At 64.3% G+C, this 20,479-nt stretch carries 20 protein-coding genes and 1 riboswitch; of the genes, 6 read left to right on the top strand and 14 right to left on the bottom strand.

Annotation, left to right across the window (positions count from 1 at the left end; all coding sequences use genetic code 11):
• Nucleotides 1–8: 8 nt before the first annotated feature.
• Nucleotides 9–1,073: a class II fructose-bisphosphate aldolase gene (fba, locus tag FJ953_RS06670; protein ID WP_140497777.1), complete on the bottom strand. Its 1,065-nt coding sequence runs from the start codon at nt 1,071–1,073 to the stop codon at nt 9–11.
• A 263-nt stretch (nt 1,074–1,336) separates the two neighbouring features.
• Here fba and FJ953_RS06665 point away from each other — a divergent pair, with 263 nt between their 5' ends.
• The 3 genes from FJ953_RS06665 to FJ953_RS06655 are packed head-to-tail and all read left to right on the top strand — an operon-like array spanning nt 1,337 to nt 3,362.
• The gene (locus FJ953_RS06665; RefSeq protein WP_140520894.1) at nt 1,337–2,107 is read left to right on the top strand and encodes a DeoR/GlpR family DNA-binding transcription regulator; all 771 of its coding nucleotides are present in this window, start codon (nt 1,337–1,339) and stop codon (nt 2,105–2,107) included.
• A gap of 18 nt (nt 2,108–2,125) precedes the next feature.
• Entirely contained in the window at nt 2,126–2,884 is a 759-nt protein-coding gene (locus FJ953_RS06660; protein WP_140623636.1) for a triose-phosphate isomerase, read from the top strand.
• A 34-nt stretch (nt 2,885–2,918) separates the two neighbouring features.
• Nucleotides 2,919–3,362, top strand: coding sequence for an RpiB/LacA/LacB family sugar-phosphate isomerase (locus FJ953_RS06655; protein ID WP_140551178.1), 444 nt, complete (start codon nt 2,919–2,921; stop codon nt 3,360–3,362).
• On the opposite strand, the gene dhaL is transcribed toward FJ953_RS06655, so the two are convergent.
• From dhaL to FJ953_RS06635, 4 genes are all read right to left on the bottom strand, one after another.
• Nucleotides 3,359–3,994 (bottom strand): dihydroxyacetone kinase subunit DhaL, encoded by a 636-nt coding sequence (gene dhaL / locus FJ953_RS06650; protein WP_181171566.1) that lies wholly within the window; start codon nt 3,992–3,994, stop codon nt 3,359–3,361. The genes FJ953_RS06655 and dhaL overlap by 4 nt on opposite strands.
• A 10-nt stretch (nt 3,995–4,004) precedes the next feature.
• Nucleotides 4,005–5,012: a dihydroxyacetone kinase subunit DhaK gene (locus FJ953_RS06645; protein WP_140623634.1), complete on the bottom strand. Its 1,008-nt coding sequence runs from the start codon at nt 5,010–5,012 to the stop codon at nt 4,005–4,007.
• 77 nt (nt 5,013–5,089) lie between these two features.
• Nucleotides 5,090–5,563, bottom strand: coding sequence for a 6,7-dimethyl-8-ribityllumazine synthase (locus tag FJ953_RS06640; RefSeq protein WP_140623632.1), 474 nt, complete (start codon nt 5,561–5,563; stop codon nt 5,090–5,092).
• 76 nt (nt 5,564–5,639) lie between these two features.
• Nucleotides 5,640–5,842, bottom strand: a riboswitch (FMN riboswitch).
• A gap of 59 nt (nt 5,843–5,901) precedes the next feature.
• Complete coding sequence (locus FJ953_RS06635) at nt 5,902–7,092, bottom strand: MFS transporter (protein ID WP_140623630.1); 1,191 nt, start codon at nt 7,090–7,092, stop codon at nt 5,902–5,904.
• A gap of 49 nt (nt 7,093–7,141) precedes the next feature.
• Here FJ953_RS06635 and FJ953_RS06630 point away from each other — a divergent pair, with 49 nt between their 5' ends.
• Together FJ953_RS06630 and FJ953_RS06625 are read left to right on the top strand one after the other, a co-directional pair.
• Nucleotides 7,142–7,681 carry an Lrp/AsnC family transcriptional regulator gene (locus FJ953_RS06630; RefSeq protein ID WP_140514639.1) on the top strand — a complete coding sequence of 180 codons (540 nt, stop codon included), beginning with the start codon at nt 7,142–7,144 and terminating at the stop codon, nt 7,679–7,681.
• 154 nt (nt 7,682–7,835) lie between these two features.
• Nucleotides 7,836–8,648 carry a methyltransferase domain-containing protein gene (locus FJ953_RS06625; protein WP_140623628.1) on the top strand — a complete coding sequence of 271 codons (813 nt, stop codon included), beginning with the start codon at nt 7,836–7,838 and terminating at the stop codon, nt 8,646–8,648.
• Here FJ953_RS06625 and FJ953_RS06620 read toward each other — a convergent pair.
• Together FJ953_RS06620 and oiaX are read right to left on the bottom strand one after the other, a co-directional pair.
• On the bottom strand, nt 8,645–9,967 hold the full coding sequence (locus tag FJ953_RS06620; protein WP_140555488.1) for a four-carbon acid sugar kinase family protein: 1,323 nt from the start codon (nt 9,965–9,967) through the stop codon (nt 8,645–8,647). The genes FJ953_RS06625 and FJ953_RS06620 overlap by 4 nt on opposite strands.
• Before the next feature lie 8 nt (nt 9,968–9,975).
• A complete protein-coding gene (gene oiaX / locus FJ953_RS06615; protein WP_140623626.1) occupies nt 9,976–11,226 on the bottom strand; it encodes a 3-oxo-isoapionate-4-phosphate decarboxylase OiaX in 1,251 nt (416 codons plus the stop codon).
• 282 nt (nt 11,227–11,508) lie between these two features.
• Between oiaX and FJ953_RS06610 the strand changes: the two genes are divergently transcribed.
• Nucleotides 11,509–12,222, top strand: a complete 714-nt coding sequence (locus tag FJ953_RS06610; RefSeq protein WP_140514647.1) for a transcriptional regulator NanR — start codon at nt 11,509–11,511, stop codon at nt 12,220–12,222.
• 2 nt (nt 12,223–12,224) lie between these two features.
• On the opposite strand, the gene FJ953_RS06605 is transcribed toward FJ953_RS06610, so the two are convergent.
• From FJ953_RS06605 to FJ953_RS06575, 7 genes are all read right to left on the bottom strand, one after another.
• Nucleotides 12,225–14,054, bottom strand: a complete 1,830-nt coding sequence (locus tag FJ953_RS06605) for a hypothetical protein (RefSeq protein ID WP_140623624.1) — start codon at nt 14,052–14,054, stop codon at nt 12,225–12,227.
• Nucleotides 14,051–15,085, bottom strand: a complete 1,035-nt coding sequence (locus FJ953_RS06600) for a Gfo/Idh/MocA family oxidoreductase (protein WP_140623622.1) — start codon at nt 15,083–15,085, stop codon at nt 14,051–14,053. Before FJ953_RS06600 ends, FJ953_RS06605 begins: the two co-directional genes overlap by 4 nt.
• A gap of 2 nt (nt 15,086–15,087) precedes the next feature.
• Nucleotides 15,088–16,152, bottom strand: a complete 1,065-nt coding sequence (locus FJ953_RS06595) for an ABC transporter permease (RefSeq protein ID WP_140623620.1) — start codon at nt 16,150–16,152, stop codon at nt 15,088–15,090.
• A complete protein-coding gene (locus FJ953_RS06590; RefSeq protein WP_140623618.1) occupies nt 16,152–17,699 on the bottom strand; it encodes a sugar ABC transporter ATP-binding protein in 1,548 nt (515 codons plus the stop codon). The genes FJ953_RS06595 and FJ953_RS06590 overlap by 1 nt, the downstream gene beginning before the upstream one ends.
• Nucleotides 17,696–18,340, bottom strand: a complete 645-nt coding sequence (locus tag FJ953_RS06585) for a DUF2291 family protein (RefSeq protein WP_140623617.1) — start codon at nt 18,338–18,340, stop codon at nt 17,696–17,698. The genes FJ953_RS06590 and FJ953_RS06585 overlap by 4 nt, the downstream gene beginning before the upstream one ends.
• Nucleotides 18,341–18,416: 76 nt before the next feature.
• Nucleotides 18,417–19,358 carry a D-ribose ABC transporter substrate-binding protein gene (locus FJ953_RS06580; RefSeq protein WP_140497809.1) on the bottom strand — a complete coding sequence of 314 codons (942 nt, stop codon included), beginning with the start codon at nt 19,356–19,358 and terminating at the stop codon, nt 18,417–18,419.
• 274 nt (nt 19,359–19,632) lie between these two features.
• Nucleotides 19,633–20,460 (bottom strand): phosphogluconate dehydrogenase C-terminal domain-containing protein, encoded by an 828-nt coding sequence (locus tag FJ953_RS06575; protein ID WP_140497811.1) that lies wholly within the window; start codon nt 20,458–20,460, stop codon nt 19,633–19,635.
• Nucleotides 20,461–20,479 lie beyond the last annotated feature (19 nt).

Genomic DNA, 20,479 nt, shown 5'->3' with positions numbered 1-20,479 from the left:
CTGGTCGTTTAGCCGAATTTCGGATCGAGGCTGCCCGCTTTGTAACGCTTGGCCATTTCCGAGACCGGCAGCGGCTTGATTTTCGGCGCGTTGCCGGCGGTACCGAACTGCTCGAAACGCTCCTTGCACAGCTTCCTCATCGCCGCCATCGCCGGCGTCAGATATTTGCGCGGGTCGAATTCGGAGGGGTTTTCCGTCAGCACCTTGCGGATCGCGCCGGTCAGCGCCATGCGGTTGTCGGTGTCGATGTTGATCTTGCGCACGCCATGCTTGATGCCGCGCTGGATCTCTTCCACCGGCACGCCCCAGGTCGGCTTCATCTGCCCGCCATATTTGTTGATGATCTCCTGCAGATCCTCCGGCACCGAGGACGAACCATGCATGACCAGGTGCATGTTCGGCAGGCGGCGGTGGATTTCCTCGATGACGTTCATCGCCAGCACCGCGCCGTCCGGCTTGCGCGAGAATTTATAGGCGCCGTGGCTGGTGCCCATGGCAACCGCCAGCGCGTCGACATGGGTGTCGCGCACGAACTGCTCGGCCTGCACCGGATCGGTGAGCAATTGGTCGTGGCTGATCGCGCCTTCGACGCCGTGGCCGTCCTCCTGCTCGCCGCCGCCGCTCTCCAGCGAGCCCAGCACGCCGATCTCGCCTTCGACCGAAACGCCGCCCCAATGCGCCATGTCGACGACGCGTTTGGTGATGCCCGAATTATAGGCGTAGTCGGCCGGCGACTTGCCGTCCTCCTTGAGTGATCCATCCATCATTACCGAGGTGAAACCATGCTGGATCGCGGTGACGCAGGTAGCCTCGTTGTTGCCGTGGTCGAGGTGCATGCAGACCGGGATGTCGGGATGGATCTCGACCAGCGCATCGATCAGCTTGGCCAGCACCACGTCATTGGCATAGGCACGCGCACCACGGCTTGCCTGCAGGATGACCGGCGACTTGGTCTCCTCCGCAGCCTCCATGATGGCGAGGCCCTGTTCCATATTGTTCATGTTGAAGGCCGGCACGCCATAGCCGTATTCGGCGGCGTGATCGAGCAATTGTCTCAGTGTGATGCGAGCCAACGAATAGTCTCCCGTATCTGGTTTCTAACCTGTGCTTGCTGGCTGTCCGCGCATCGTCCAGCCCACCGATGCTTCTGGCCGGATTTCCGCGCAACCGCAACCGTCAGACACCGTCCCGGCAGCAATTCTTGTTACAGGGCCGTGATGAAAGCCACGGGAATATCCCAGGAAAACATCTCATTATCACAAAAATCATGATAGTTTCAGGAAGAAATATGTTATCTTATCGAGGAGCCAGCGTCGGTTGGCGGACATCGGCAGCAATGAAGAGCGATAACAGGCGTCAAGGCATCATGGACTTTCTGATGGACGTCGGCGCGGCGAGCGTCGACGATCTTGCCTCACGCTTTGGCGTCTCCAGGATGACGGTGCATCGTGACCTCGACGACCTTGAGGAGAGCGGTTTCCTGCGCAAGGTGCGTGGCGGCGCTTCGATCCAGCCGAGCGGTCTCTTCGAAAGCGATTTTCGCTACCGGCAAAAGCAGGCGACAGGGGAAAAGCAGCGCCTTGCGGCGGCCGCCGTGGCGATGATCGAACCCGGCCAGACTGTCATCATCGACGACGGCTCGACGGCTGGCGGCATCGCACGGCATCTCGCCGATTTCAGGCCGCTGACGGTGATCTCCAACAATCTGGCCGTCATCCAGGACCTGGCCGGCGCCGGGGGCATCGACCTGATTGCGCTCGGAGGCCAGTACAGCAAGAAGTTCCACGGCTTCTTCGGCCTGCTCGCCGAGGCTTCGCTGAGATCGTTACGCGCGGACGTCGCCTTCCTGTCGTCATCGGCTATCCACGGCGCCTCCGCTTTCCACCAGGACCAGGAGGTGGTGCAGATCAAGCGGCTGATGATGGAAGCAGCGACCCGCAAATACCTTCTGGTCGATCACGGCAAGTTCGGCCGCACGGCGCTGCATTTCCTGACCGAACTCGAGGCGTTCGATGCCGTCTTCACCGGTCGCGCGCCTGAGCCCGGAATGCGCGCCGCACTGGATGCCGCCGGCGTTTCGCTGACGGTGGTCGCCAACAAGGATTGAGGATCAAGGAGCGCAGGCGTGGTTTATTGGGTCGGTACAAGCTGGAAGATGAACAAGACGCTCGCCGAGGCGCTGGATTTCGCCGGGGCATTGGCCGGCTTCGTGCCAGGCTTCGACGAGCGCATCCAGCCTTTCGTCATCCCGCCGTTCACGGCGGTGCGCGAGGTCAAGCAGGCGCTGTCGTCGACGCGGGTCAAGGTCGGTGCCCAGAACATGCACTGGGCCGATGCCGGGGCCTGGACCGGCGAGATCTCGCCGCTGATGCTGAGCGACTGCGGTCTCGACATGGTCGAACTCGGCCACAGCGAACGGCGCGAGCATTTCGGCGAGACCGATCGCACCGTCGGCCTGAAGACGGCGGCCGCCGTCAAGCACGGACTGATACCACTGATCTGCGTCGGCGAGACGCTGGCGGAGCGCGAAAACGGCAAGGCCGATGCGGTGTTGACCAGCCAGGTCGAGGGTGCATTGCAGTTCCTCGAAGGCGAGGCGAAGGCGGCAAAAATCCTGTTTGCCTATGAGCCGGTCTGGGCGATCGGGGACAAGGGTATTCCGGCCAGCTCCGCCTATGCCGACAAACAGCAGGCGCTGATCAAGAAAGTGGCCGGCGGCCTGCTGCCGTCCATCCCACTGGTGCTCTATGGCGGCAGCGTCAATCCCGGCAATGCGGCCGAGCTGATCGGCCAGCCCAGCATCGATGGCCTCTTTATCGGCCGCTCGGCCTGGCAGGCGGAGGGCTACATCGACATCCTCAGGCGCGCCTCGGCGGCGATCTGAACAAACGAAATCCCATTCAAGAAAGGACACGACCATGAAAATAGCCATTGGAGCCGACAGCGCCGGCAAGCCGCTGCTCGATGTCATCGCCGCGCATCTCGCGACAAAGTCCGGTCTCACCGTCAGCGACCTCAGCCAGGCCGGCTTTTATGCCGACCTGTCGCAAAAGCTCGCGCAGACGATCGTCGACGGCGAGAACGACCGCGGCATCCTGTTCTGCGGCACCGGCATCGGCGTCTCGATCTCGGCCAACAAGGTACCCGGCATCCGCGCGGCACTCACCCACGACACCTATTCCGCCGAGCGCGCCGCCAAATCCAACAACGCGCAGATCATCACCATGGGCGCCCGCGTCATCGGCCCGGAACTCGCCAAGGCGATCGTCGATACCTGGTTGGCCTCGGAGTTCGACGAGAAGGGACCGTCGGCCGGCAATGTCCAGGCGATCAACAAGCTCGATGAAGCGAAGCAGGCCTAAGCCAGGCTCTCGCGCAACGCCTCGATGACGGTCACGGCCGAGGCGGCGCCGGGGTCGATATGGCCGAGCGAGCGTTCGCCGAGCCGCGAGGAGCGGCCCTTGGCGGCGATCATGTCCTTGGTCGCCTCCGCCCCCCGGCGCGCCGCGTCCACTGCCGCGTCGAGGCTTTCGGCAAGACCTTTTCCCGCCGCATTGCTGGCGCCGGCCGCTTCCGCCGCCGGCAACCAGGCGTCGATCATCGTCTTCTCGCCGATCTCGGCCTTGCCGCGATCGCGGATGCCTTGCGCCATCGCCTGGAACAGCGCGACGACATCCGCATCAGCTAGCGTGGTCTTGCCCTTGACGGCAGCGGCGGCGCGCATGAAGGCGGTGGCATAGAGCGGGCCAGACGACGCACCGACCGCGTTGAGGAACGATTTAGCCGCCATGTTGAGAAGCGCGGTCGGCTCGGTCGCCGCCAGGTCGAGTGGCGCCAGCGCGTCGCGCACCGCGTTGAAGCCGAGCGCCATGGCGATGCCGTGATCGGCGTCGCCGATGACGCCGTCGAGCTGGCAGAGCCGGTCCTTGTCGGCTTCGATCGCCACCGCGATCGCATCGAACATTCTCTTCAGGTCAGCGCTATCGATGCTCACGGGTCACTCCTCAGCCGGCGCGGAACATGGCGCAGTCGCACGGATGGTCGAGCATGGTCTGCAACTCGCCATCGAGATGGAACAGCGTCACCGAGGCGCCGGCCATTTCGAGCGACGTGCAGTAATTGCCGACCCAGGTCGCATGGATGGAAACGCCGATGTCGTCGAGACGCTGCTTGACGCGACGGTTCATGATGTAGAGCTCCATCAACGGTGTCGAGCCCAGCGAATTGACCAGCACCGCGACCTTGTCGCCACGCGAAGGCGCCATCTCGGCGAGGATCTTGTCCAGCATCTCGTCGGTGATCTCGTCGGCGGTCCCGAGCTTGCCGCGCGCGATGCCCGGCTCGCCATGGATGCCCATGCCGATCTCCATCTCGTCGGCCCCGATCTCGAAATTCGGCCGCCGGGTCTGCGGCAGCGAGCAGGGCGACAGCGCCACGCCCATCGTGAAGGTGTGATCGTTGGCCTTGCGCGCCATGCGCTCGCATTCGTCGAAGGAGAGCATGCGGTCACAGGCCGCGCCGGCCGCCTTGAAGACGAAGAAATTGCCGGCGACGCCGCGACGCTTCTGCCGCTGGTCGCGCGGTGCCGAGGCGACATCGTCGGTGGTCAGCACCGTGCGCACCTCGATATCGTCCATGGCGGCCATTTCGGCCGCCATGTCGAAATTCATCACGTCTCCGGCATAGTTGCCGTACGTGAACAGGACGCCCGCGCCGCCGTTCGCCGCCTTGGCGCATTCAAGGATGGGATCGGGTGGCGGCGAGGCAAAGACATTGCCGATCGCCGCCGCGTCCGCCAGGCCCTTGCCGACAAAACCGAGAAAGGTCGGCTCATGGCCCGAGCCTCCGCCGACGACGAGCCCGACCTTGCCGGGACGCGGTCCGTTGCGGGCGATGATCGAGCGCGGGCTGCCGTCCGCGCTCCTGAGATGGCTGGGATGCGCGGCCAGAATCCCCTCTAGCATCTCGTCGACGGCACGGTTGCCGTCATTGATGATCTTCTTGGTCTGCACCGGCATCCTCCCGAACTCGGCATTTTCCCGAGATACTACAGGCCGTAACCGGGATTTCCACCCCGCTCTCGGCTGTTTCAGGCGGCGATGTGCTTTCGCGCCGCCAGGATCTGGACGCATGCGCCGGCCGCTTCCTTGCCCTTCACCTGGAAGTGCTCGAGGAAGAAGCGGTGGTGCTCGGCGCTGTCGTGGTAATTGTGCGGCGTCAGTACCGCCGAAAGCACCGGCACGCCGGTCGCCAACTGCACGTTCATCATGCCGTCGATGACGGCGCCGGCGACGAACTCATGCCGGTAGATGCCGCCATTGACGACGAAGGCAGTGCCGAGGATCGCGGCGTAGCGACCCGTCTCGGCCAATGTCTTGGCGTGCAGCGGGATCTCGTAGGCGCCGGGCACGTCGAAGATTTCGACGGCAAAGCGGCCGTCGCCCAGTGCAGCAAGCTCCGCCTCGAAGGCAGCGACACACTGGTCGACGATATCCGCGTGCCAGCGTGCCCTGACAACGGCAACGCGGGTCGTTTCATAGTCTCTGCGGGATTGCTGATTCATGGGTCCATCCTTCCGTTTCGAACCAGAATCAGGACGCACGATACGAAAACCGGCCGCCGGGGCGGTCCGTCTTCCGTTTCGTTCTCTTCCATCCGGACTGTAACCGTCGGCTCCGGAATCACACCGGATCTGCTGACCCTTCCGGTTTTGCCGGAAAGCGCTCGCGGGCTTGGGTCCCGCGCATGACCCCGAAAACCGGACCGGTTTTCGGAAAGAAACCATGCGCAATCAGGAGTCCTTACCGCCGGTGGGGACTTTCACCCCGCCCTGAGAACATTAACGGCTTTGTATGGAAGGGCAGGGGCGCGGCTGTCAACCAGGCGAAGGCTGGTGGCCCATCACGTCCTGTGTGGCTGGCGCGTGCGCCATGCCGCTGCCGAAGCCGCGACCAGCATCAGCAACGCCGCCACCATTGCCGATGCGGCAAAACCGAAATCCGAATATAGCGGCCCGAAACCGGTGGTGCCGACAAAGACCGCCAGATATGTCACCGCGCTGTTCAGGCCCATGATCGTGCCGCGCCGTGACGGATCGAGCGCCGACAGGCGCATCACCAGCACGTTCAATCCGAAATGATTGGCGAGACCCCAGGCCGCCACCATGGCGAGCGTCAGGCCATAGCTGTTGCTTGTTGCGGCGATCGCGACATAGACGATGGCGACGAGCAGGTAAGCGAAGGGCATGACGCGGCGGGCCCCCAGGCGATCGATGATGCCGTCGAAGAGCGCCGCCGTGCCGAACCCGGCGCCATAGGCAAGCGCGGCCAGGCCGTTGGCGCTGACCGGCTGGCCCAGCCCGCTGTGCAGATGGTCGCCAAGATAGCCATAGACACCGTAGAAGGCGGTCATGAAAGCGCCGCAGGCGATCAGAAGCGGCACGATGCCGGGAATGCCGAGCGCCTCGAGCGGCGCTGGAGCCGGGCCGGCCTTTCTGACATCCGGGAGTGACGACGCGGTAAGGCTGCCAAGCGCCAGCGCCGCCAGCAGCGCCACGGCGGCGAAGACGGCCCGCCAGTGCACGAGATCGGCAAGCACCGCCGACAGCGAAACGCCGGCCACCATGCTCAGCGTCCATCCGGTCAGCACAACGCCGATCGTTCCGCTTTCCCGTCCAGGTGGGGCAATCGCCGCGGAACTGGCATAGATTGCCGGCATGGCGACGCCGGCGGCGATGCCGGTGAGAAGCTGCGCAGCGACCAGCGCCGTCACCGTCGGCGCCACCGCGCTTGCGACAAGCGCCAACGTCAGCAGCAGCAAGGCCGCCTGAAGCATCCGGCGCGCGCCGACCCGGTCGATGTAGCGTGCCAGGAACAGGGCGCTCGCCGAGGTGCCGAGGCCGAACGCGGCGGCCGACATCATGACGACAGGCACGCTGGTCGCGAACGACACGGCCACGGCGGGAGCAATCGGACCCAGCACCAGGGAGTTCGAGCCGATGACGGCGATGCATCCGGTCAAGAGATAGGCCAGCGCCGGAATGGGCGGCCGGGCATTCGCACCCAGGGTTACTGCTTGATCGCTGTTCGACATATATTCATAATGGCCGTATTTTATTCGGCTACAATCGGGAATTTCCACTATGGACGAAGAAACAAATGGCATTCCGCAGAACAGGCCGGCGCCCCGCGATCTCGACGCGATCGACAGAAAGATATTAGGCGTTCTCGTCGACGACGCCACGGTCAGCTATGCTGAGCTTGGCGATCGTGTCGGCCTCTCGCCGCCCGCCGCGCATGAGCGCGTCAAGCGCCTTCGGCGCAGCGGCGCCATTCGCGGCACGGCTGCCATCATCGACCCCAAGGCGGTCAAGAAGCCGCTGCTGGCATTCGTGCATATCGACACCAAGGGCTGGGGCAAGACGCCGGAGTTGATGGCGGTTTCGCAATATCCGGAGGTCGAGGAGATCCACACGGTTGCCGGCGACACCTGCATGCTGCTGAAGGTCCGCACGGAGGACACGCGGGCGCTCGAAGGCCTGCTGTCGCGCCTCTACGAGACACCCGGCGTCACCTCGACGCGCAGCTACGTGGTGCTGTCGACCTATCTCGAGCGGCCGGTGCAGCCCGGCGTCACGACGCAGTGGCCGGCGCCCAAGCACATGGCCGAGCCTCTGTACTAAGGCCTGATGCCATAAGCGCGAAGCGGTTTTCGGACGACATCATGCTCTATCTCTTTGATTTGGAGCTGGACTCGCCGCCTCCGCCGAAAACGCCGCAAAACAAGGAATGATATGCTAATCTCCCGAGCCTCTAGGCAGAGGGCGGGTGGTGGCAATGCTGGAAACGGACAAGGTATTCGCTGGCTCCATACCGGAAAACTACGACCGCTATATGGTGCCGTTGATTTTCGAGCCCTTCGCTGCGGATATTGCAGGACGAGCAGCGTCCCTGTCGCCCGCCGCCGTTTTGGAGACGGCCGCCGGCACCGGGGTCGTTACCCGTGCATTGGCGCCGAAACTGTCTCCCGGCGCAAGCTATACGGTAACCGACCTCAACCAGCCGATGCTCGACTATGCCGCTTCGCGACAACCTCCCGACGGTCGCATCACATGGCGTCAAGCGGACGCCTTGGCGCTGCCGTTTGAAGATGCGACCTTCGACCTCGTTTGCTGTCAGTTCGGTGCGATGTTCTTTCCCGACCGGCCATCGGCCTACCGCGAAGCCAGGCGTGTCCTGAGGCCGGGCGGACATTTCCTGTTCAGCGTATGGGATCGCATCGAGGAGAACGTCTTTGCCGATGATGTGACGAATGCTCTCGCAAGGATCTTCTCCGACGATCCGCCGCGCTTTCTGGCACGCACACCCCATGGCTACCACGACAAGGCAGTGATCCGTCACGAGCTGGAGGATGCTGGGTTCTCCGGTGTAATGATCGAGACGAGAGCCGAACAAAGCCGTGCATCCTCGCCGCGCCTTCCCGCCGTCGCTTATTGCCAGGGAACTGTGCTTCGCACCGAAATCGAGGCCCGGGAGGCCGGGAAACTGCAAGCCGCGACCGACTACGCCGCATCCGCGATTGCAGACAGACATGGCAGCGGCGCGGTGGCCGCCAAAATTCAGGCTCACGTCATCATGGCAACGGCTTAGCTTCCCAGCCGGATCGTCTCGAAATAGGCGTCGGTGCCGACCTGGCCGCCCTTGAGCGCGATTTCGAGTCCATCGATCGCGCCCCCGCCATGAGCGACACAGAGCGGTGATCCCGGCGATTGCGGCAACGGCATGCGCACGGTCAGCGCGTCGATGGCCAATTGTCCGAGCGCGTGACTGGAGGTGTCGCCACCGGCGATCACCGCGCGCTTGAGTTTCTGTTCCACGATTAACCGGCGCAGGATTGTTCCCAGCGCTCGCCCGAGCGTGTTTCGCGCACCTTCGATCCGGTCGATCTCGGCGCCACGGTCGGCCTGTGGGCCAAGCGCGGTGTAGAGGATGACGCTGCGCCCCGCAGCCAGGCTTGCCAATCCGCTCGCGACGGCGCGCTCGATTGCCTCCTTGGCGCCCTCCGTGACCAGTTGCATGGCATCCATCTCGACGCCGTCGAAACCGTGGGCAAGGGCGTGGCGGATCTGCTTTTCGGTGGTCGGCGACACGCTGCCCGAGACCACCGCGAGGCGGTCTACCGGTCCCGGCGGCGCGAACGACGCCTGCCCGGAGGCAATGCCTTTGCCGGCCCATTCGGCAAGCAAGGCATATTCGACGCCCGAGGATCCGACGACGAAGCCATGGCCTTGGTCATGGATGCGCCAGATCTGTTCGCCGACGCGTCTCTGTGTCTGGCGGCTTTCGACATCAAACAGGATGACCGCCCTGTTTTGCACGGCCTGGTCGACCGTTTGCGCGAGATCGTCGGTCTGCAATGCAGCCAGGTCGACAAGGCCGGAGCTGAGACTGGTCTGGCGCGAGAGATGCACGAGCAGGTCTGCTTCGTTCATCGGCGTCACCGGATGCCTGCTCATCACCGGATGCCTGTCGATGCGGAAATACTCGCCGCGGAACGCCGCGAAAAGATTGCCGAAGGCCGTGTAGCGCTTGAGCTGCGGCGCGCCGACGACCATCGGCACGCTACTCTGGCCGAAGATGCGCCGGCCGATCTCGATGGCGCGGCCGATATTGCCGACCGTCGGGCTGGAATCGAAGGTCGAACAGATCTTGTAATGGCAGATCGCCGCTTCGAGGCTCTTCAGCCATTCGAAGGCGGGCGCCAGATTCTGCTCCATCCATTGCGGCGTTTCGCTTCGGCTGGTGCCGGCCAGTCCGACGGCGCGGCAATGGAAAAATCGCGCCAGCAGGCGCTCATCGGGCCGACGCATGAACAGCACCGTCGGCACGCCGCCGAGCTCGAGCGCCTCCATGACATCCGTCGAGCCGGTGAGGTCGTCGCCATAATAGCTCAGGAGCAGGTTCTGCATGGCTTCGCTCAGGCCGCCTTGCCGTCGCTGAATTTCTCGATCGAGCGTGCCAGCTCGGCATGGTTGCGCGCGAATTCGTCGAGGGCAATGCCCTCGACCGCGGCCTGCCACGCTTGCAGCACCGCGCGCACCCCGGCGCCGGGCCCGTCCGGATGGCTGACGATGCCGCCGCCGCAGAGATAGAGGAGATCGACCGTGCGGCCGGTGCGCTCATAGGTCTCGGGCGCCTGGCCGCCCCATTGGCCGGAGCAGGCCACGGGCAGCGCGCAATCGTATGATGAAAACAGCGGCGTGGTCACCGCTTCGAAAGAGCGGATGAAAGAATCGTCCGGCTCCCAGTATTTCGAGCCGATACCGTTGATCTGGAACTGGTCGACGCCGAGCAGCCGCCAGAATTGCTGCCATACCTTGAAATCCATGCCGAGGCCGGGATGGCGGGTGAGAATGTCCCAGCCATTGCGGTGCGCATGCAGCGCCAGCCCGGAGCGCTTCCTGAGGAAAGCCATGCCGCCGAATCCGATGGAGTTGATGTTGACGACCGCGCAATTGCCGCCGGCTTCCAGCACCAGATCGTGGTTGCGCATCATCTCGTCGGGATCGGCATGCGAGATGCCGAAGGCGTACATCACTTTCTTGCCGGTCTTTTGCTCGTGGTCGCGGATCAGCGGCATGATCGCCTTCACCCGCTCAGCGAGCGGCGAATAGGCCGGGCTCATCAGCTTCTCGTCGTCCTTGATGAAATCGACGCCGGCTTCGATCAGTTCGCCCACCATCGCGGCTGTCTCGTGCGGCCTGAGGCCAAGCGCCGGCTTGACGATGGTGCCGATGATGGGACGGCCCTCGACCCCGGTCAGCCTGCGGCTGCCGGCAACGCCGAATTGCGGGCCGGGATGGGCGCCCCGATATTGTTCCGGCAGCTTCATGTCGATGACCCGGATACCGGACAGGCCCCTGATCGAATAGGTGCCGCTGATGGCGATCGTCATCAGCGCCGACAGGTCGGTGCCGATGGCGTCGAACGGGAAGCCGATATCGACATCGGCGCGCCGGAAGGGGCCGTTCCCGGATCCGGGAAGCGACGGCTGCTCGGCATCGGGCAGGGGCCTGATCGCCAGCACACGAGCCGCCACACGCGCCTTTAATTCCTCGGTCTCGCCGGGCAGTGGGACGAAGGTGCCGGTCGACTGGTCGCTCGCGATCTTGGCCGCCAGCGCTTCGATGCTGCCAGAGGTTTCGATGCGATAGGTAAGCGTGATCATGGTCTGTCGGCCGCTCGAAAAGGGTTCGAAAAAAGTTTTGTCGCGCAGGAAATCTGGTATAATGAGTACCTAAGTATTGCAAGCAATATCCCGACTTCGGCAAGAGGGCCGGCTTCGGCAATTCCGGGAAATGAGCGGCGTTTTTCGTTCGGAATGCCTGGAACAAACAGCTGGCGCGGCTTGGCGATTGCATGAAATCGCGGGACCGCTCCAGGCGCAGGCATTCCGGTAATCCTGCCTGGAATGCTAAACAGGAACCGGGCCAGGGAGTGATTCGTCACGATGAACCGTTCGGAGCCGATCGTCCGGCGCAAACTTTCCGACGAAGTCTTTGCAAGGCTGAAGCGGCTGATCACCAGCGGCGAGCTGCAGCCGGGCGACGACATGCCGTCCGAACGCGAGTTGATGGAGCGCTTCGAGGTCGGCCGGCCGGCGATCCGCGAGGCCATGCAGGCGCTGAGCAATATGGGACTGGTCGCCATCTCGCATGGCGAGCGCGCCAAGGTGCTGCAACTAACCGCCAAATCGATCATCAAGCAGGTCGACGGCGCGGCCAAGATCATCCTGTCTTCATCCAGGGACACGCTGGAGCACCTGAAGACGGCGCGCATCTTCTTCGAGCGCGGCATGGTCAGGGAAGCCGCGGAAAAAGCGACCGCCGAGGATGTGCAGCGGCTCAGGGCAACGGTGGCCGAGCAGCGCGCCGCGCGCGGTGATTCCGAAGCCTTCATCTCCGCCGACATGAAGTTCCACACCCAGATATCGGCGATATCGGGCAATCCGATCTATGTCGCCGTCAGCGAAGCCACGCTCGGCTGGCTGAAGGAATACCACACCGAGATGCTGATCTGGACCGGCAAGGAACAATACACGCTTACCGAGCATGAGGAGATCATCGACCGCATTGAGCACCGTGATGCCGACGGCGCCGAAAAGGCGATGATCAAGCATCTCGAACGCTCGCGTGCGCTCTATGTGATGAATTCCGATAAGTAGCTCTAGCCAACCCGGACAATGGCGTAGGGCGACATCGTAAGATGGCCCTGACCCAGTGCCGAAACATCAACCGGGACGTCGTTCGCCGTCAGGTTCGCCAGCCAGACGACAACGTCGCCCGAGGCGGCGCGACCGGCCAGCGCCGCAACACGCGTCTCGTCGCTTGTTTTCGCGGCAACATGCGCGAGCCCAGCCAGTTCGCAAAGCCCTTGGACGGCCCGGAAAATCGGCCGCGGCGATCCCTCGGCGACAGGTTCGCCGGATGCGGCCAGCACGCCGAATGGTCCGGTGATGCTGGACAGTGTCAGCATCTCCAGCCCGGCCGGCGCGACGCGCGCGGCATAGCCAATGGTCCAGGCGGCGGCAAACTGCGCGGCATGGCGGGGATCACGGTTCGCCATGGCAATGCGTTGGCCGGCAAAATTGTCCTTGGTCGCGCCGCCATAGGGGTTCTGTCGCATGGCAATGGTCGACGGGCCGATCCGGTAAGGCTTGTCGCCGAAGATCGCCCGGGTCGACCGGGTGATGAAGGGCAGCGCCTCCAGCGATTGCATGACGCTGAGATCGTCGGCGGCGTGAACGATCGGACAGGTGCAGTGCGTGACGAAATCGAGTTGGTCGGCGGGCACGCGCTTACGGTTGAGCTCGGTGAAATAGCTGAACATGCCGCCGCCGAGGCGGATCCCGGGAAAGGCGCGCCGCGCCGCGGCATAGATTTCTTCCAGCGGCGGGCATGCCGGCCAGGCGCTGCCCGGCGGCGTCGACTGGCGGTCGACCGAAGGCGAGACGGCAACCGCATCGAGCCGCAGGCCGACCCGGCGCACCATATCGGCGACATCGGAGAATTCGGCATCGAGGTCGCCCGTGCAGGCCACCACGCATTCGAGCGTGGTCGAGGCGGGATGCGCCGCGGCGAGCCGGGCATGGGCGTCCAGGCCGTGGCCGCGCGTCGGATCGAAGTGGAACAGGAGTTGCTGCGGACCGAGCCTTGCGAGCATCGGCAGTTCGGCCAGCGTTGCCTCTACGTCCTCGGGATAGACGATCACGCCGACATCGGGCAGCCTTGGCCCGGTCTCGCCGAGTTCGATGCGGACCGGTTCGGCACTCGCGGTCGCGGCGGGCATCCCGGCGCCGCCGGTGAGGCGCAGGCTCACCGTCTGGCGCAGCGGTTCGCCGGCCGGCAGCACATAGGGCCACGGCAAGGCCAGCGGCCGCACATAGGTCTTGTAGGAGGCGTCCGACCAGTTGCGCTGGTCCTCCATTTCGAAAGTATCGCCTTCCATCCTGCATTCGGCGCTGACGCCGGGACGCGCTGCATGGGTGATGGCACGCAGGTCCTTGAAGGGCTGCCATGGGTCGATCAGATCAGGCAGTTCCGTGTCCACCACACTGCCATCGGTGTGCTCCACCGTCACCGGGCTGCCGGCGAGGCCGGCGATCGGATGCAGGATGCAGAAGCCGCAGCGGTTGGTCTCGAAATCGCTCTCCGGCAGTCCGGCCACATCGAAGACCAGCCTGCCGTCGGCGGAGCCTTCGATCGTCGCGTGGAAGCGCAGGCTGCTGCCGCCCGGGCCGGTGCAATTCGCCTCATAGGTTACCGAGAAACGGTCGACCTTCTGGTCGATGGTCAGGTCCGTGAGCTCCGGCTCATAAGTGCCCCAGTCGCGGTCGCGTACGATATAGGCGATGGCGCGCAGCACTTCGGTGCCGGCATGCCGGATGGTGCGCAGATTGCCATTGACCAGCTCGGCACTCAGCGCGCCCGCCTGCAGCAGGATCGGTGCCGCTTCGGCCGCCCGTGTGCCGTAAAGATCGAACACGTCGGCCGTCATTGCAGCAAGGCTTCGATCTGCACCGGTTCGCGGCTCGCAGCACCCGCATAGGCGGCCTCGACCAGGGCGAATGTCTTCAGATTGTCGGCGCCCGAGGTCGCCGGCTCCTTGCCGCCGACAAGGCAGTCGACCCAGTGCCGCTGGATGGCCAGCACGCTTTCCTGGATGTTGTGCCATGGCCGCGAGGCCCAGGGCAGGAGCGGCGGCGAGACATCGCTCACTCTGGTTCCGCTCTTGCCGGTGACGGTCAGCCGGTAGCCCTGCGCCAGCCGGATCGTGCCGTCGACGCCGTCGAGTTCGATAAGTGTTTCCGGGAACGGCTCGGTGGCAAGCTTCGTCGCATAGCTGCAATCGACAACCGACGTGGCGCCGCCGGCATGATCCATGAGCATCGTCGCCACATCCTCGCCGGCGATGGCGGGGTTGATGCGTGTGGTCCGCGCGGTCAGGCTCGTGACGTCGCCGAGCAGGAAGCGGGCGATGTCGAGGATGTGGATGCCGAGGTCCTCGATGATGAAGCGTTTTCCGGTCGCCAGATAGGGCTGGCCGGAAAACACGTCATAGCCGGAGCGGAAGGAGATGCGGCCGAAGAACGGGGTGCCGATCTCGCCCTTGTCGAGCAGGGCGCGCACCGCCTGGATCGGCGACTGCCAGCGGAAGTTCTCATGCACCATAAGCGGCACGCCGGCCTTGGCACAGGCCGCGACCATCGCCTTGGCATCGCCAAGCGTCGGCGCGAACGGCTTCTGGCAGATGACGGGAACACCATGCGCGGCCGCCATCTCGACCAGCGGTCGATGGCTACCGACAGTGGTGGCGATGTCGACGAAGTCGAGCGTCTCGGCGGTGAAAAGTTCCGCCGCATCGTTGTAGCGCCGCGCCACGCCGAACTGGTCGCCGACGATCCGCAACCGCTCCGGATCGCGGTCGCAGATGGCGACGATCGAGGCGCCCTCTATGTCGCGCCAGGCATGCATCTGGTTGACGGCGAAGAAGCCGCAACCGATCAGCGCTCCACGCAACTCCGCCATGCTCAGCCCGCCTTTGCCATCTGCATCAGGGTAACGCGCTGCTGCAGCCGGCGCTGCGCCTGGTCGACGACGACGGCGACGATGATGACGAGGCCCTTGATCACCATCTGCCAGAACGAGCTCACGCCCATCATCACCAGCCCGTCCGAAAGGATGCCGATGACGAAGGCGCCGACGATGGTGCCGCCGATCGTGCCGCGGCCGCCCGACATCGAAGTGCCGCCAAGCACCGCCGCGGCGATGGCGTTGAGCTCAAAGCTCTCGCCCGTCGCCGGATGCGAGGCCATCAGCTCCGACGAGATGATCAGCCCGACGATTGCCGCGCAGAAGCCGGAGAACATGTAGACGAACATCTTGACCATATTAACGCGCACGCCCGAGATGCGCGCGGCGCGCTCATTGCCGCCGACGGCGAAGATGTGGCGGCCAAGCGGCGTGTAGCGGGCGAGATAGGCTGCCCCCAGCGCCACCACGATCAGGATCCAGATCGAGACCGGCAGGCCGAGCAGCCGGCCGGCACCCAGGAAGCCGAAGCCGGTGGTGCCGAGTTCCGGCTTGCCGACGAGATTGGGGAAAGTGCGGCCGTCGGAGGAAAGCAGCGCGAAGCCGCGCGCCACATAGAGCACGCCGAGCGTGGCGATGAAGGGCGCGATGTTGAGCCTGGTGATCAGCAGCCCGTTGACGGCGCCGATCAGCATGCCGACCGCGAGCGTGATCAAGGCGATCTCGACGACATTGAAATAGATGGTGTAGCCGATCTGCAGGTCGATGCCGTTGAGCACGAGGTAGCCGGCCACCATGCCGCACAGGCCGACGATCGAGCCAACCGAAAGGTCGATGCCGCCGGTGATGATGACGAAGGTCATGCCCATGGCGAGAAAGGCATTGAGCGCCACGTGCTTGGCCATCAGGATCAGATTGGCGGCCGACAGGAAGTTCGGCGCCGCGATCGAGAAGAACACCAGCACGGCGATCAGCGCAATGAAGGTTCTGAGCTTCATCAGCGTCAGCAGCGCCGAGCCGCTGGAGGCGGAGGAAGCGGCCGCCCTGGCCGGAATGTCAGTCATCAGCGTTGCTCCCCATGTGCGGCCGGTCCGTGGCCCAGCGCCGACGCGGCGACGATCGCCGCCTCCGTCGCTTCGGCGCGGTCGAATATGCCGGTCAATCTGCCATTGCTCATCACCGCGATGCGGTCGGACAGCGCCATCACCTCGTCGAGGTCCGAGGTGGCGAACAGGATGCCCAGCCCGTCGCGCGAAAGCTTGCGCATGGTGCGGAAGACATCGGCCTTGGCGCCGACATCGATGCCGCGGCTGGGCTCGTCCATCAGAAGCACTTTCGGTCCGGTGAGCAGCGCCTTGCCGATCACCACCTTCTGCTGGTTGCCGCCCGACAGCGACGAGACCTCCTGCGCCGGGTCGGCGACCTTGATTGCGAGTTCCCGCACCATCTGCATCACGGCCTGCCGCTCGGCACCGCCGCGGATGTGAAACAGGCGCACGAAGCGCGACAGGCTCGCCATCGTCAGGTTGCTGGCGACCGACAGGATCGACACCAGGCCCTCGCGCTGGCGGTCCTCTGGGATCAAGGCCAGCCCTCGCTGGATGCGGCGCGTCGTGTCGCGCTCCTTCACCTGCTTTCCGGCGATGAAGATCCTGCCGCTGGCATGGCCGTGACGGCCCATGATGCAGTCGAACAGCTCGCTGCGCCCCGCACCCATCAGCCCGTATATGCCGAGAATCTCGCCGGCGCGCAGCGACAGCGAGACGTGGTCGACCGCCAGCCCGCCGGTGACGCGTGGCAGGCAGATCTCCTCGGCGCGGAAGATTTCCGCGCCCGGCACATGGCCGTCGGCCTTGGCGAAGTCCTTGGCGTCCGAGCCGATCATCTGCCGCACGATCCACTGCGTATCGACGTTTTTCATCTCCTCCTGGCCGGTGATGCGGCCGTCGCGCAGCACGGTGATGTAGTCGCCGATGCGGATCAGTTCCTCCAGCCGGTGCGAGATGTAGACGATGGCGACGCCGCGCGCCTTGAGGTCGGCGATCACCTTGAACAGGATGTCGACTTCGGCGGCGCTCAGCGCCGAGGTCGGTTCGTCCATGATGAGGATCTTGGCGTCGAGCGAAACCGCCTTGGCGATCTCGACCAGTTGCTGCTGGCCGATGCGCAGATCCTCGACCAGCATGTCGGGCCGGATGCCGGCTTCCAGCCGCTCCAGGAATTCGCCGGCCCGCTGCTCCTGTGCCTTGCGGTCGATCTTGCGGAAGCGGTTGGTGATCTCGCGCGTGGCGAAGATGTTCTCGGCGACCGACAGGTTGCCGAACAGGTTCAGCTCCTGGAACACCATGCCGATGCCGCGGTCGACCGCGTCTCCCGACGACGAGAACGAAACCTCTTCGCCTTCGAGCAGGATGCGCCCTAAGGTCGGCTGCTCGACGCCGGCGATGATCTTCATCAGCGTCGACTTGCCGGCGCCGTTTTCCCCGACCAGCACGTTGACCGCGCCCTTGCGCACTTCGAAATTCGCCTGCTTGACCGCGACCGTGCCGGCATAGACTTTCGAGACATCCTCCAGCTTGAGGATGACGTCATGGCCATTCGCCTGGCTCATGGCTTCGCCCCGATCTCGGCCGCCGCCGGCGTCACCAGCGGCAGGTCCTGGCCGCCTTCGATCGTATAGGCGCCGAGCACCTTGGCGGTGCGGCCTTCCAGCGCCTCGCGCGGCAGCTTGGAGAGCACTGTCTTGGCGGCATGGGCATTGAAAGCCTTGCCGAACTGGGCGAAGTCGATCTGGTTGGTGAAGTCGTTGAACTGGACGAAGTCGAGGCTGTCGCGCAGTGCCGTGCCGCGCATCGCCGGCCCAATCTGGACGCGCGCGTCCGCCTTGCCGTCACCGTCGGCGTCGACATCGATGGTGGCCGCGCGCGACTGCGTGTTTGCCGCGACGATCTTGCCCTCGACGCGCACGGCGAACGTCCATGGCGAATTCGCCTGCTTCTTCGGATTGCCGTATTTGGCGCCGGCCGCGGCCGGATCGGTCTTCGCCAGCGCATGGACCTCGGCGAACGGTCCAGCCTTCTGCTGCAGATAGGGAATGACTTTCGCCGCCCAGATGTCCTCGACCATCTCGTCAGGGTTGAAGGCGGAGGCATTGCCGTCGCCTTGCGCCGATGGCGTCGGAAGGATCTTGCAGGCGCTGAGCGCGATGCCGGCGGTCAGGGCAAGGATCGGCCAACTCGGCTTTTTCTGCATGGCGGTCGAGGCATCCTGGTGAAAAGGAGCGAGGGACGAACCTCGGTTCGCCCCCCGCTGTTCGCGTTGCGCCGGCTCAGTTCTTGAGCGCGAAGGTTTCCAGCTTGGCGGCATTGTCGCCATTGATGAGCACGCAGTCCATCAGCTGCTTTTCCTTCTCGGGCGACTTCTTGTTCTTGATGAAGTCGTTGGCCTGTTCGACCGCCATCTGCGCCTGTGCGTAGGCAGGCTGCAGCACCGTCGCCTTGATGCCGCCCGAGGTGATGGAATCGCGCACGTCGTTCGATCCGTCGAAGCCAACGACGATGACGTCCTTGCGGCCGGCCGCGGCAAGCGCCGCATAGGCGCCCATCGCCATCGTGTCGTTGCCGGAGATGACGCCCTTGATGTCAGGATTGGCCTGCAGGATCGATTCCATCTTGGAATAGGCCTCGGTCTGGCTCCAATTGGCCGATTGCTGCGCGACCATCTTCAGGTCCGGATAGTCGTCGATGACGTCGTGATAGCCCTTGGAGCGGATGCCGGCATTGGTGTCGGATTCCTTGCCGACCAGCTCCACGAAATTACCCTTCTCGCCCATCAGCTTGACGAATTCCTGCGCGCCGAGCTGGGCGCCCTGGTAGTTGTTGGAGACGATCTGAGCCACCGCGACGCCGGTGGCGTTGATCTCGCGGTCGATAAGGAAGGAGGGGACGCCGGCGTCCTTGGCCTTCTGCACGGCGGCGACGGTGGCGTCGGCACCGGCATTATCGAGGATGATCGCCTTCGCGCCGCGGCCGATCGCGGTGTCGATCAGCTCGGACTGCTTGTTGGCGTCGTCGTCATGGACCAGCACCAGCGCCTCGTAGCCCAATTCCTTGGCCTTGGCTTCGGCGCCGACGGCTTCCGCCTTGAAGAATGGATTGTCGTGCGATGGGGTGATGATGGCGATGAGATCCGCCGCGTAGGCGGGCATCGCCGTGCCGAGTGCCAGCACGCCTGCGAAGGCGGCAAGCGTCATTCTGCGTGTCAGTTTCATGAAGTCCTCCCGTTGAAACCCAGGCCTCGATCGTTTCGAGGCCTCTATCTACTATTGAATTCGTCAGGCAGGGCCGGCAGTGCGCCGCCCGGATTTCAGAGCCGATCGCCGGCTGTCATCCGAACTGCTCCTCGCTCCGCTCCCGCCGTCTCACTCGCATCAACTTCAAACTTCCAACGAAGCATGACCGATCCGAGTCCGGGAACAGCTAAAGCTAACTGGTATAATGAGTCAACCACTAATTCAGGTGATCTGTATCTAAGCGGCGGCCCGCTCAGGTAATCCGCTGGATGCTGGCTGCGATCTCTTCCGGTTCGAAGACCCGCTTCCAGTCGTCGCGCATCAGCACCGGCTTGCCGAATTCGATGGCCTTGTTGCAGGCGTCGGAGAAGACGCCCTTGGTTTCGCCGAAGATTACGGCGCCGAGCACATTCATGTGGCCGAGCAGGAAATCGAGGGCCGCCTGCTGGTCGACGCCGCGCGCCACGACCTCGTCGACAGCTTCCTTCATGACCACCAGCAGCGAGGCGCACACGGTCTCAGAAAGGCCGGGCTCGAGCAGCGCCATCTGCTCGACGGAAACGCGGTGCGAGCGCATCACCGGCGCCCAGATGATCTTGGCGATGGCCTCGCCCTTGGCGTAGTCCGCTTCCGGTCCCTGCATCAGTGCGCTGACCATGTGCTGCTTGGCCTTGACGCCGCCGAAATAATCCTTCTTGGCCGCCATGTCGGTTTCGTCATTGAAGATCGGCGGATGGCAGGGGTGGGTGACGAAGTAGGTCAGGTCGGGACGATCAGGCAAATGGCCGGCAAACGGCGCCGCGGCATCGAGAACGATCACCATCGTGCCCGGCGCAAGCTTGCTTTCGATGCTTGCCGCGACCTTGCCGATATGGGTGTCCGGAACCGCCAGGATCACCACCTCGGCGCCTTCCAGCGCCTCGTCGGCACTGACCGTATCGAAGCCCAGCCCGGTCTTCAGCCGCTCGCGCCCGGCGTCGCTGACCTCGACATGGCGGATCGTATAGGGCGAGCCGCGGAAATTGGTCGATAGGCGGTAACCCATTTTGCCGCCGGCACCGAACAGCGCGATCGTCGTCATCTAGCCTTGCTCCTAAACA

This window comes from Mesorhizobium sp. B2-3-6 (genome assembly GCF_006442305.1).
GTDB lineage: Bacteria > Pseudomonadota > Alphaproteobacteria > Rhizobiales > Rhizobiaceae > Mesorhizobium.
This window is presented reverse-complemented; position numbering and strand designations above follow the sequence as displayed.

What these genes read in the sequence shown, in the direction of transcription:
- FJ953_RS06665 (WP_140520894.1), top strand. Translation starts at nt 1,337, where the DNA reads ATGAAGAGCGATAACAGGCGTCAAGGCATCATGGACTTTCTGATGGAC.
- oiaX (WP_140623626.1), bottom strand. Translation starts at nt 11,226, where the DNA reads ATGATCACGCTTACCTATCGCATCGAAACCTCTGGCAGCATCGAAGCG.
- FJ953_RS06625 (WP_140623628.1), top strand. Translation starts at nt 7,836, where the DNA reads ATGCTGGAAACGGACAAGGTATTCGCTGGCTCCATACCGGAAAACTAC.
- FJ953_RS06600 (WP_140623622.1), bottom strand. Translation starts at nt 15,085, where the DNA reads ATGGCGGAGTTGCGTGGAGCGCTGATCGGTTGCGGCTTCTTCGCCGTC.
- FJ953_RS06595 (WP_140623620.1), bottom strand. Translation starts at nt 16,152, where the DNA reads ATGACTGACATTCCGGCCAGGGCGGCCGCTTCCTCCGCCTCCAGCGGC.
- FJ953_RS06580 (WP_140497809.1), bottom strand. Translation starts at nt 19,358, where the DNA reads ATGAAACTGACACGCAGAATGACGCTTGCCGCCTTCGCAGGCGTGCTG.
- FJ953_RS06590 (WP_140623618.1), bottom strand. Translation starts at nt 17,699, where the DNA reads ATGAGCCAGGCGAATGGCCATGACGTCATCCTCAAGCTGGAGGATGTC.
- FJ953_RS06610 (WP_140514647.1), top strand. Translation starts at nt 11,509, where the DNA reads ATGAACCGTTCGGAGCCGATCGTCCGGCGCAAACTTTCCGACGAAGTC.
- FJ953_RS06655 (WP_140551178.1), top strand. Translation starts at nt 2,919, where the DNA reads ATGAAAATAGCCATTGGAGCCGACAGCGCCGGCAAGCCGCTGCTCGAT.
- FJ953_RS06630 (WP_140514639.1), top strand. Translation starts at nt 7,142, where the DNA reads ATGGACGAAGAAACAAATGGCATTCCGCAGAACAGGCCGGCGCCCCGC.
- FJ953_RS06640 (WP_140623632.1), bottom strand. Translation starts at nt 5,563, where the DNA reads ATGAATCAGCAATCCCGCAGAGACTATGAAACGACCCGCGTTGCCGTT.
- FJ953_RS06605 (WP_140623624.1), bottom strand. Translation starts at nt 14,054, where the DNA reads ATGACGGCCGACGTGTTCGATCTTTACGGCACACGGGCGGCCGAAGCG.
- FJ953_RS06635 (WP_140623630.1), bottom strand. Translation starts at nt 7,092, where the DNA reads ATGTCGAACAGCGATCAAGCAGTAACCCTGGGTGCGAATGCCCGGCCG.
- FJ953_RS06585 (WP_140623617.1), bottom strand. Translation starts at nt 18,340, where the DNA reads ATGCAGAAAAAGCCGAGTTGGCCGATCCTTGCCCTGACCGCCGGCATC.
- FJ953_RS06575 (WP_140497811.1), bottom strand. Translation starts at nt 20,460, where the DNA reads ATGACGACGATCGCGCTGTTCGGTGCCGGCGGCAAAATGGGTTACCGC.
- FJ953_RS06620 (WP_140555488.1), bottom strand. Translation starts at nt 9,967, where the DNA reads ATGCAGAACCTGCTCCTGAGCTATTATGGCGACGACCTCACCGGCTCG.